The sequence below is a fragment of the Arthrobacter sp. JCM 19049 genome (assembly GCF_001310435.1).
The window spans coordinates 1-10,044 of sequence record NZ_BAXF01000056.1; the positions used below are offsets into that span (position 1 = coordinate 1).

15 protein-coding genes, 2 pseudogenes and 1 riboswitch are annotated in these 10,044 nt (G+C 65.1%); of the genes and pseudogenes, 5 read left to right on the forward strand and 12 right to left on the reverse strand.

Going from position 1 to position 10,044, the window contains the following annotated elements:
- Positions 1-292 (forward strand): siderophore-interacting protein (locus JCM19049_RS04670; protein ID WP_279402473.1); only part of this gene is annotated, 292 nt, incomplete at its 5' end.
- 14 nt (positions 293-306) lie between these two features.
- Here the strand turns inward: JCM19049_RS04670 and JCM19049_RS22205 are convergent.
- From JCM19049_RS22205 to JCM19049_RS04680, 5 genes and pseudogenes are all read right to left on the reverse strand, one after another.
- Entirely contained in the window at positions 307-606 is a 300-nt protein-coding gene (locus JCM19049_RS22205) for a hypothetical protein (protein ID WP_306420682.1), read from the reverse strand.
- Positions 555-734, reverse strand: coding sequence for a hypothetical protein (locus tag JCM19049_RS22210; RefSeq protein ID WP_306420683.1), 180 nt, complete (start codon positions 732-734; stop codon positions 555-557). The genes JCM19049_RS22205 and JCM19049_RS22210 overlap by 52 nt, the downstream gene beginning before the upstream one ends.
- 25 nt (positions 735-759) lie before the next feature.
- Positions 760-948, reverse strand: a complete 189-nt coding sequence (locus JCM19049_RS22215) for an LLM class flavin-dependent oxidoreductase (RefSeq protein ID WP_306420684.1) — start codon at positions 946-948, stop codon at positions 760-762.
- Between the two features lie 193 nt (positions 949-1,141).
- Positions 1,142-1,597: pseudogene (locus JCM19049_RS22220) on the reverse strand (LLM class flavin-dependent oxidoreductase); the annotation flags it as partial.
- Between the two features lie 36 nt (positions 1,598-1,633).
- A complete protein-coding gene (locus JCM19049_RS04680) occupies positions 1,634-2,437 on the reverse strand; it encodes a 3-oxoacyl-ACP reductase (protein ID WP_054820963.1) in 804 nt (267 codons plus the stop codon).
- A 79-nt stretch (positions 2,438-2,516) separates the two neighbouring features.
- Positions 2,517-2,611: riboswitch (TPP riboswitch) on the reverse strand.
- A 143-nt stretch (positions 2,612-2,754) separates the two neighbouring features.
- Here JCM19049_RS04680 and JCM19049_RS04685 point away from each other — a divergent pair.
- Positions 2,755-2,913, forward strand: a complete 159-nt coding sequence (locus JCM19049_RS04685; protein WP_171021127.1) for a hypothetical protein — start codon at positions 2,755-2,757, stop codon at positions 2,911-2,913.
- Between the two features lie 266 nt (positions 2,914-3,179).
- Here JCM19049_RS04685 and JCM19049_RS22225 read toward each other — a convergent pair whose 3' ends face one another.
- On the reverse strand, positions 3,180-3,512 hold the full coding sequence (locus JCM19049_RS22225) for a hypothetical protein (RefSeq protein ID WP_306420685.1): 333 nt from the start codon (positions 3,510-3,512) through the stop codon (positions 3,180-3,182).
- A 16-nt stretch (positions 3,513-3,528) separates the two neighbouring features.
- Between JCM19049_RS22225 and JCM19049_RS22230 the strand changes: the two genes are divergently transcribed.
- The 3 genes from JCM19049_RS22230 to JCM19049_RS04700 all read left to right on the forward strand — a co-directional run bounded on the left by JCM19049_RS22230 (position 3,529) and on the right by JCM19049_RS04700 (position 6,700).
- Positions 3,529-3,786, forward strand: coding sequence for an HNH endonuclease family protein (locus tag JCM19049_RS22230; RefSeq protein WP_306420686.1), 258 nt, complete (start codon positions 3,529-3,531; stop codon positions 3,784-3,786).
- Positions 3,787-3,987: 201 nt separating this feature from the next.
- The gene (locus tag JCM19049_RS04695) at positions 3,988-4,197 is read left to right on the forward strand and encodes a hypothetical protein (protein ID WP_279402474.1); all 210 of its coding nucleotides are present in this window, start codon (positions 3,988-3,990) and stop codon (positions 4,195-4,197) included.
- A gap of 262 nt (positions 4,198-4,459) precedes the next feature.
- A complete protein-coding gene (locus tag JCM19049_RS04700; RefSeq protein WP_279402475.1) occupies positions 4,460-6,700 on the forward strand; it encodes a bifunctional UDP-sugar hydrolase/5'-nucleotidase in 2,241 nt (746 codons plus the stop codon).
- Positions 6,701-6,821: 121 nt separating this feature from the next.
- Here the strand turns inward: JCM19049_RS04700 and JCM19049_RS04705 are convergent, their stop codons facing one another.
- From JCM19049_RS04705 to JCM19049_RS04725, 6 genes and pseudogenes are all read right to left on the reverse strand, one after another.
- The gene (locus JCM19049_RS04705) at positions 6,822-7,145 is read right to left on the reverse strand and encodes a putative quinol monooxygenase (protein ID WP_054820966.1); all 324 of its coding nucleotides are present in this window, start codon (positions 7,143-7,145) and stop codon (positions 6,822-6,824) included.
- A gap of 13 nt (positions 7,146-7,158) precedes the next feature.
- Positions 7,159-7,287: a hypothetical protein gene (locus JCM19049_RS22235; protein ID WP_306420687.1), complete on the reverse strand. Its 129-nt coding sequence runs from the start codon at positions 7,285-7,287 to the stop codon at positions 7,159-7,161.
- A gap of 94 nt (positions 7,288-7,381) precedes the next feature.
- Positions 7,382-7,558, reverse strand: a complete 177-nt coding sequence (locus JCM19049_RS22240; RefSeq protein WP_306420688.1) for an MmcQ/YjbR family DNA-binding protein — start codon at positions 7,556-7,558, stop codon at positions 7,382-7,384.
- Between the two features lie 94 nt (positions 7,559-7,652).
- A complete protein-coding gene (locus JCM19049_RS04715) occupies positions 7,653-8,069 on the reverse strand; it encodes a CoA-binding protein (protein ID WP_054820967.1) in 417 nt (138 codons plus the stop codon).
- A 130-nt stretch (positions 8,070-8,199) separates the two neighbouring features.
- Positions 8,200-9,615, reverse strand: a pseudogene (locus tag JCM19049_RS04720) (NtaA/DmoA family FMN-dependent monooxygenase).
- Between the two features lie 32 nt (positions 9,616-9,647).
- The coding region (locus tag JCM19049_RS04725; protein ID WP_279402476.1) for an acyl-CoA dehydrogenase family protein at positions 9,648-10,044 on the reverse strand (397 nt) is incomplete at its 5' end.

Here is a 10,044-nt window from a genome sequence, read left to right on the forward strand (position 1 = left end):
GCAGGGCGTGGCCCTGCTGGAGGTGGCCGGGCCGCAGGGCGAACTGCAGATCCCCCACCCTGCGGGAGTGGAGCTGCGCTGGCTGCACCGCAATGGACAGCCTCCGGGCACCACCGACCTGCTGGCCGAAGCTTTCCTAAAGCTGCCCACTCCCCCGCCACAGAGCACGGTGATCGCCCACGGCGAGCGCTCTGCCGCCAAGGCGATCTCCCGCATCGTCGCTGGCTGGGGCCTGGACAAGAAGCGGGTGCACGTCTCCTCCTACTGGACGCTACGGACCCGATCGCGCTGAACCGGCCCCGGCCGCTATCCGGGCTGGTTAGCTTCTTCGCGGGGCCGGGACGATGCGGGCAGGCCCAGTCCCAGATGCCCGCGCAGGGTCGAGGAGGAGTACGCGGTGCGGAAAAGTCCCCGGCGCTGCAGTTCGGGGATCACCAGGTCCACGAAATCCTCGATGCCGGCGGGCAGAGTGGGCGGCATCAGGTTGAAGCCGTCCGCCGCCCCGCAGTCCAGCCACTGCTCCATCTCATCGGCAATGGACTGCGGGGTACCGATCATGGTGGCGTGTCCGCCTCCGGCGGCCAGCAGCCCCAGCAGTTCGCGCACCGTGGCTGGTGCACGGCGATCAGCCGCTGGATCGTGGCATAGCGTCCCTTCGGTCCGGTGAAGCTGTGCAGTGGCGGCAGTTCGGGCACCGGGGCATCCAGGTCCCACCCGGAGGTGTCCTGCTGCACGAAGACGCCCAGCTGCTTAAGCGCGTCACGTGGGCAGCAGCTCGTTCAGTCGGCGCTGCTTGGCCCGGGCTTCCTCATGCGTGCGCCCCACGTAGGTCACCAGCCCCGGCATGATCGCCACCGCTTCCGGGTCGCGTCCGGCCGCGGCGATCCGGGAGCGCAGGTCGGTACCGTACTCCAGGGCCATCTGCCGGTCGGCGGCCACCGCGTACACGGCCTCGGCATATTTCGCGGCCAGCTCCCGACTGCGGGGAGGAGCCGGCCTGGAACAACACCGGGGCCCGCTGCGGGCCGCCGGGAACGTTCAGGGGCCACGCACCGTGAAGTGCTCCCCACGTGTTCGATGGGCTGCAGAAGTTCCAGGTTGGCGAAGTCCCCATCCCGCTGGCCTGTATGGCCTGGGCCGGGAAGGAATCCCACAGTCGGCGCACCACCTGAATGAATTCATCGGCTCGCGCATATCGGGTGTCATGGTCCCCCAGCCCGGGCATCGAATGGTTCTGCGCCTCGGCATCCCACATGCTGGTGACCACGTTGACCCCGGCCCGCCCGCCGGAGAGGTGGTCCAGGCTGGCCAGCATTCTGGCGGCATGGAATGGGGAGTAGAAGCTGGAGGAGACAGTACACACCAAGCCAATGTGCTCGGTGTGCTGGCTCAACGCCGAGAGCAGGGTCAGCGGCTCGTAGAACCAGGTGGGTCCGGCCTTTGCGGCCTGCGGGGAGATGGATTGGCCGTCGGCCAGGAACACCGCGTCCAGCAGCCCGCGCTCTGCGGTCTGCGCCAGCTGCGTGTAGTACGGTGTCGCCCAGGCGTTCGGCAGCGGAGTCCGGGTCCCGCCAGGCAGCCTGGTGGTGGCCTGCACCGTAGATGAACAGGTTGAGTTTCAATTGCTTGGGGCTCATCCCTTGACCAGTCCCCCATCCACGATCAGGTTCTGTCCGGTCACGCCGCGGGCCCAGGGGGAGGCGAAGAACAGGACGGCGTCCGCCAGTTCGGCCGGGCTGGTGACCTTGCGCAGCGGTGTGCCGGAGGCGATGAAGTCAAAGACCTCTTCCGGGGTGGCCGCGGAGGCGTCGGTCGTGCGCAGCAGTCCGCCCGATACCATGTTCACGGTGATCCCCTCGGGTCCCAGGTCATCGGCGAAGGTGCGGGTCAGCGACAGCAGTGCCGCCTTGGTAGCCGTGTAGTCGTGGTACGGGACCACCGGATGCTGGAAGAGGTTCGTGCCGATATTGATGATCCGTCCAAAGCCGGCTTTGCGCATGTTCGGCAGCACGGCCTGGATTGCGGCGACCGGGGCCAGCACCGACCCGGTGAACTGCTTGCTCAAATCGGCCGCGCTGAGTTCGCCAGCCTTGGGTCGGGCGTCCCCGTTGAAGGAGAAGTCGACCAGCGCATTGTTGACCAGCGTGGTCAGCGGCTTGCCAAAGTGCTCTTCGGCCTGGCGGACCAAGTCCTTCAGCTGCCCGGCTTCACGCACATCAGCCTGTACGGCCAGGGCCTGATCGGGGTAGCGGGCAGCCAGATCGGTGGCGGCCTGCCCCGAGGAGTGGTAGTTGAGGACCACGTTCGCTCCGGCGTCCAGGAAGGCGGTGCTGATGGCCGCGCCCAGCCCGCGCGCGGCGCCGGTGACCAACACCTGCTGCTCTGCCAGGGGCAGAGCACTGTTGCTGGTTTCGACGGTGGTGGTTTGTGTGTTCATGGTGTTCGAACTCCTTGAATGTGGGTCAAGGCGAACGGAACCCGGTGGATACGCCGCAGCCACTCAAAGGTGCGGGGCATCGTGGAATCCAGGACATTCCCTTCGCCAGTACTAACTGGTGCAGGTTCGACGGGTGTTTTCTCAGCCGCTGCGGCGGCACCCCGTGTCACTAACCCCATTCCTACCACATCCAGCGACCAGGCACCGACTTGGAGACTTTTTGGCCCGGACAATGCCGAGGCCGCGCCGTTGCCGTTACGAAAACGGACGGGACCGGACTCCTTGTCGCTTTGCCGGAACCGGCCTACGGTGAGGATATGGACACGGTAAATGACAAGGGCAAGGATCCCTACGCACCAGAAAACATCGACACCGGCGAAGTGTCACCCGAGCAGCTGAAGAAGTGGCGTGATGAGGGCGGGGCATCGCACACCCGTCCGGGACAGGACGAGGATCCGGGAACCGCGACCAACTAGCGCGGTCTGCGTCACGGACACCACATGAAGGTGCCCCGGCGGTTCGGGCGATAGTGTCGCCCCGAAGCGATAAGGTGCTGGCTGTACACCACAGGCAGCACCTTATTTTTGGTGCGCCCACTGCATCGAAGGGAACCTTCTACCGCATGCGCAGCCCGCGTCGCTTCACCACCCTGGCCCTCTTGCTTGGCTCACTGTCACTGACCTCATGCTCGGCCGGGACGCTCAGCGATTTCAACTCCGACGCCGCTCCAGGGCAAACGCAGTCACAAGCCCCCTCCACCGGCGGCCCCATCACCGAAGAGCAAAGCCTTGAGTTTGCAGAATCGCTGGCGTTGCTTGAGGAAATCGACGTCAAGGGCCGCGCCCCGAAGACCGGGTACTCGCGCGAGGAATTCGGCAAGGGCTGGAAGGACCCCGACCGCAACGGGTGCGACGCGCGCAATGACATTCTCGCCCGGGACCTGAAGGACGTGGAATACCGGGAGGGACGCATTGAATGCGTGGTGCTCAGCGGCGTACTTGATGACCCCTACACCGGCAAGAGCATCTCCTTTGTGCGCGGGCAGGGAACCAGCAGCGCAGTGCAGATCGACCATGTGGTGGCGCTTTCGGATGCCTGGCAGAAGCGCCCAGCAGTGGGACGCCGAAACGCGCCTGAACTTTGCCAACGACCCGCTGAACCTGATGGCTGTGGATGGCCCGACCAATGCATCCAAGGGCGACAAGGACGCGGCAACGTGGCTGCCACCCAACCGCTCCTTCCGGTGCAGCTACGTTTCCCGTCAGACGCAGGTGAAGGCGAAATATGACGCGTGGATGACAAAGGCCGAACAGGCGGCCATTGAGAAGATCCTGCGCAGCTGCCTCTAACCGCGCACACCCCCGGCTCACGGCGGTGAACCGGTTTTTCCTAGGTTTACCCTGCTCCCCGAGGCGCCGCTTCATCCCACTGCGGTAGGTGAGCAAGCACATCTAGTCCTTTCGGAGGATTCCTTCGGACAACTATTTGTGCAATTATTGTAATTACAGTCATTGGTTTTTCACGGGACAGCGTGGTCTACGGAACAAGGGATGCGTGATGCAGAGATGAAGATGCGGCTTCTGGGGGTTGCGCTTTTGGTGTGCGGTGCCGCGGTCTTCATCTTTGCTCTCAACGTTCAGCATCGTGAGTTGGCCTACGGCCTGCTTACTGGGGCATACCTGCTCTTCGTGCTGGCCGTATGCACGCTGGTCGGACGAATCGTGGGAGCCTCGCGGGTGGGGCCACCCAGCGGCGAATGATCCGCACGCCCTCGTTGCGGCTCTGCACCGAGGCCGACCACGATCACGCGGTGAACGTGAAAGATCTGCTTGATAGTCAAACTGTGGCGCGGGTTTCGCGGTCAAATCCGGCCGGGCCGACCCGCTGCGGGAGGGCCGTGTGAAGCGAGGCCACGTGAACGGCCCCCGACATCAACCCCACACTTCATCAAAAAGTATCGACAGGTTCACTCCCGTGGGATAAACATGTGACGATCACTTGTTTACCTCTAGGGGATTTTCCATGCCTACCTCCAGACGTCTGCCCAGGGTCGGTTTCACTGCCCTGGCGTCCTTTTCGGTCATTGCCTCCGGCGCCGTTGGCGCGCAGGCAGCGCCCACCGACCCAAGTCCGGCCAAGGAAGTAGAGCTCAACCTGCTGAGCATCAATGACTTCCACGGACGCATCCAGGCCGAGGGCGAATCTGCCGGAGCTGCAGTACTGGCCGGAGCGGTCGCAAAATATCGGCAGGAGAACGCGAATACCCTCTTTGTCTCGGCCGGCGACAACATCGGTGCCTCCACGTTCGCTTCCGCTTCACAGCAGGATGCGCCCACGATTGACGCGCTCGGCGCCGCCGGGTTGGACCTGTCGGTGGTGGGCAACCACGAATTCGATCGCGGCTTCCAGGACCTGCAGGAGCGTGTAATCCCCCGCTACGGCACCAAGCCCAAAGCCGAAGGAGCCGAGGGGGCGGACTATGCCCTCGGCGCGAACGTATACGAGAAGGGCACCAGCAAGCCGGCCCTCAGGGAGTACACAATCCGCGAAGTCGACGGTGTATCGGTCGGGTTCATCGGCACGGTCACCGCGGACACGGCCACGCTGGTTAGCCCCAGCGGGATCAGCGACCTCACCTTCGGCGACCAGCTCGCGGCCGCCAACCGGGTGGCAGAGAAGCTGAGCGACGGCGACAAGAAGAACGGTGAAGCCGACGTGCTGGTGCTGCTGACCCACGACGGATCCGAAAGCACGGCCTGTGACACGATTGCCAAGGAATCAACGGATTATGGGCAGCTGATCCGCAATGCCGATGAGCACATCGACGCCATCATTTCCGGACACACCCACAAGCCCTACCACTGCTCAGTGCCAGTCGCGGGCACTGGCCAAACCCGGCCGGTGATCCAGGCGCATCAGTACGGCACCACTCTGGGCGAAATCTCCCTGAGCATTGATGCCAGCGACGGCACGGTCACGCAGTCGAGCACCAAGCTTGTTCCCTTGGCTCCCGAAGACGGCTCGGCTTTCGAGCCAAACCCTGCCGTCACAGATATTGTTGACAAGGCCGTCGCCGAATCCGAAGAAGTAGGCCAACAGGAAATCGGAGCCATCAGCGCCGACATCCTGCGCGGCGGCGAACCGGCGGGTGATGACCGCGGCGTGGAATCCACCCTGGGTAACACCATCGCCGATGTCCACTTGTGGGCGACCTCCAACGAGGACTTCGGCGGTGCCCCGGCACAAATCGCCTTCATGAATCCCGGTGGTCTGCGCGCTGATCTGCTGTACGGCAGAAACGGCGTCGTCACCTACAAGGCAGCCGCGGACGTACAGCCCTTCGCCAACACCCTGATCACCATGGACATGACCGGCGCCCAGCTGTATGAAGTGCTCGAACAGCAATGGCAGCCGGAAGGAGCTTCCCGTGAAAAGCTGCACCTGGGGATCTCCGAAGGACTGAGCTACACCTACGTGGAGGACGCGGCCCGCGGTGAGCACATCACGTCGGTGAGTTTCAACGGAAAGCCCGTCGCCGAGTCTGACACGTTTCGGGTCGCCGCCAACGCGTTCCTGGCCTCCGGCGGGGATAACTTCACGGCCTTCGCCGAAGCCAAGGACCATGCCGACAGCGGCCAGGTGGACCTGGACGCCACGGTGAACTACTTCAAGTCCCACGACGTCGTGGATCCAGCGCCGCTGGGCCGCGCCGTGCAGGCGGGCACCGAATGGGCCACCGTGAGCCTCTCCTCGGCCACCCTCGCTCCTGGCTCCACCCTGGAGGTGGCGGTTTCCGAGTTGGAGCCCGGGGCGAAGATCTCGGCCAGCGCCTTCGACGGGGAGGTTAAAGTTCAGGACATCGCCGCGGCCGATGACGCCGGCTCCACCTCCTTCCAGCTGACCGCGCCTCAAAAGCTGAAGGAAGGCCAGTACCAGTTGGTGATCTCGCAGGTGGGCCGGGAGGACATTTCCGTGCCGCTCACGGTAGCTGTCGAGGCACCTACCACCCCGAGCACGGAACCCAGCCCGCAGCCGAGCGCCTCGCCCACGGCGTCCCCCTCGGTGTCGCCGTCGCCGTCGCCGACCCAGTCAACCCAAAGCCCCGCGCCGCCACGCCCGGACGCTTCCCAGTCACCGACATCCGGTCCTCAGGATCTGGCCGACACGGGCTTCGCGTACTCGAGCATCGGCATCATTGCCGCGGTCATCCTGGTCGTAGGGCTGCTCATGGTGCTGCTACGTCGTCGGGGCAACACCCACTAGAGGCCGAGAGCCCAGGGAGACAAGGTGAAGATTAACGTCAAAAGCACCGCCAGCGGCGGTGCTTTTGACGTGTCGACGCCCTGACCCCGGCCGGGGAAGCGGGGTCGCTCAGCGGCAGAAACTAGTCGATCTTCAGCTCGCCCATTTCGTCCCAGCCCTGACCATCGACCTTGCGGGAAATGATCTTCGGGGTGGACACCAGGGCCGGACGCATGGCTTCCAGACCTGCGGCGAAGTGCGGGCCATTGACGTGGGTGGCGGCCGCTTCGTCGTCGCGGAACCCCTCAACCAGCACAAACTCGTTCGGGTCTTCGACGCTGGTGGACCAGTCGAAGAACAAGTTGCCCTCCTCGGCGCGGGTGGTGCGGGTGAACTCGGCGACGCGGTCCATGAAGCTGTCGGTGAATTCGGGCTTTACCTGAAACTTAACAACGATGAAGTACATGCCACCAGTCTAGTTAGCCGCCGCCGGTGTGTCTCTTGGTTTGGATGGCGCTTCGGTCACGTGCCGGCATTGCCTCGATCACCAGGTCATAGGAATCCTCGACCAGTTCGCGCATCACCTGCGGGTCCAGTCCCACGCGCACTGAGTTCCAGTGTCTTTTGTTCATGTGGTAGCGCCGGTGATCTGTTCGTGCTCGTCGCGCAGCCGTTCGGCGATGGCCGGTTCACACTTCAGGTTCAGCAGCAGTTCGCCTGATGCACCATCAGCAGGGCAAACATCTTGCCCTTGGCGCGGTCCCGTCCGGCAACCTTGAACACGGTGCTGTGTTCCCCAAAGGGGAAGTCTTCGTAGGCTCCGGGCATGGACAGGCACAGGGTCCGCCACACTTCGTGGTGTTCCTCCAGCGCGCTCATTTCCACCGTCCCGGATCTCCGCCGCGTCCGGTTCCCACGGTAGCAGTCGCCGTCCGGGGCAGGGACTGGGGTGGGCTCCTTCGCAGCACTGGCGCTAGAGAAGCGGATATTCGATCTTCGGGCAAGTGTCCATGACCACTTCGAGCCCGGCGTCCTTGGCGCGCTGCGCGGCGGCTTCGTCGACAACGCCCAGCTGCAGCCAGACGGCGCTGGCGCCGACCTCGATGGCCTGGTCCACGATGTCCCCGACCTTCGCCGAGTTCACGAAGCAGTCCACGACGTCGATGTGCCCGGGGATCTGGTCCAGACGCTCATAGCCGGTTTCCCCCATGACGGTTTCCCCGCTCAGGGATACCGGCAGGATCTGCATTCCCAGCTGTTCCTTCAGGTAGCGGGCAATGGAGGGGGCCACCCGCCGCGGGTTGTTCGTCAATCCCACCACGGCCCAGCGGGCGGGGGTGGTCAGCAGCCGGCGGATAACCTCTGGATCATTGACATGTTTGGCGTTCATGCCGTCACCCTACCCCGGGTGCGGGCAGGGGAAAACCACCGCTGCGAACTTGCAGCGGTGGTTCAGGTGCGGGTAGCGGCCCGGCCTCCCCCAGCCATCCAAGGGGCCGCTACCCGGGTCTTGTGTCCGGCTACGGGACCAGGTTCTGCTCCGGTTGGCCGCTGACGGCGCTGGATTGCGTGAATGCCCCGCGGTACGCGGCGGCCGGGTGGTTTGACGGCAGCCGGTCCCCGCGCCCGAACACCTTGTGGCGCAGGCTTCCCGGGGTGTACTGGGTTTGCGCCAGTCCGCGGCGACGCAGTTCGGGCAGCAGCCCGTCAATGAAGTTGTCGTAGGAGCCGGGCAGCACGTGGTTCATGATGTTCAGCGTCGATGCCCGCGTCCTGCCACTGCTCCAGCTGGTCGGCGATCTGTTCCGGGGTTCCCACCAGCTGCTGGGCCTTGGCCCGGTAGTGGGCCAGATCCCGCAGCGTCGGGTTGCCGCCGGGGGTGGAGGCCAGCACCGCTTCGAGCACCCCCTGGGCGCCTTCGGTCTGCACCTGGCCCAGCGGGGTGTCCAGATCCAGTCCGCCCAGGTCGATTCCCAGCCCGCCGCCGATGTGCGCGATGATCACGTGCGGGTCCAGGTACTGGTCGTATTCGGCTTCCAGCGCTTGGCCTCCGCCTCGGTGGAGCCCACCACGAAGGAAAGCCCGGCGAACACCTTCAGGTCCTGGCGGCGGCGCCCGGCCGCCTGCAGGTTCGTCTCCAGCTGGGCGACCTTCTTGGCCACGTACTGCGGGTGCGGAGCGAACAGGAAGGTCGCCTCGGCGTGGGTCGCGGCGAACTGGGAGCCGCGCGGGGAGGAACCGGCCTGGAAGAGGAAGGGGGTGCGCTGGGTGCTGGGCACGGCCAGGTGCGGCCCGTCGATGGAGTAGATCTGGCCGCGGTGGTTGATCTTGCTGACCTTGTCCGGGTCCGCGTAGATCCCGTTGGCCTTGTCCGCCAGCACCGCGTCGTCCGCCCAGGAGCCTTCCCACAGCTTGTAGGCTGCCTCCACGTATTCCTCCGCCCAGCTGTAGCGGTCATCGTGGGCGACCAGGGAGGCTCCCCCGAAGTTGCGGTGCGCGTTTTCCAGGACGCTGGTGACAATGTTCCAGGCGACCCGGCCGTTGGAGAGGTGGTCCAGGGTGGAGAGCTGGCGGGCGAACTGGAAGGGGTGGGCCTGGATGACCGAGCTGGTCATGGCCAGCCCGATCTGCCCGGTGCCGGCGGCCAGCGCGGAGAGCAGCACCAGTGGATCGTGGCTGGGCACCTGCAGACCCTTGCGCACGTGGGAGGCCCAGCCGCCCTCGTGGTCCCCATAGAGGCCCACCACGTCGGCGAAGAACATGGCGTCGAACTTCGCGTCCTCCAGTTTGCGGGCCAGGTCCACCCAGGGCGCCAGTTCGTGGAAGCGGTGCTGCTGGGCCTGCGGGTGGCGCCACATGCCGCCCAGGATGTGGCTGGAGGTGTTCATCAAGAAGGCGGACAGCAGCAGGCGCGGTCGCTGGTCAAAGGTTCCCATTTACTTCTTTCCCTTCGCTTCGCCAATGGAGTTCAACCGGTGGGGATAGTGCCGTTGATGAAGTAGTCCCCCACGGAGCGGGCCTTGAACACGACCGGGTTGTGGGTGGCCACGGTGCGCGCGTTGCGCCAGTAGCGGTCCAGCGACTTGCTGGTGGACACCGCGGAGGCGCCGGTGACGTCGAACAGCTCGCTGGTGGCATCCAGCACCAGCTTCGGGGTGGCCACGTGGGCCTGCTGCACCGCCAGTTCGGCGCGCAGGTAGGCCTGCTGCTCGTCCAGCCCCAGCGCCGCATCGTGGGCGGCATCCAGTTCCCGGGCGGCGGTGATGACAATCGACTCGGCGGCAAACACATTGGCGGCCAGGCGCCCCACCAGTTCCTGGATCTGTGCGTCATCGCGGAACAGCGCCCCGGAACCGGTGTTGAAG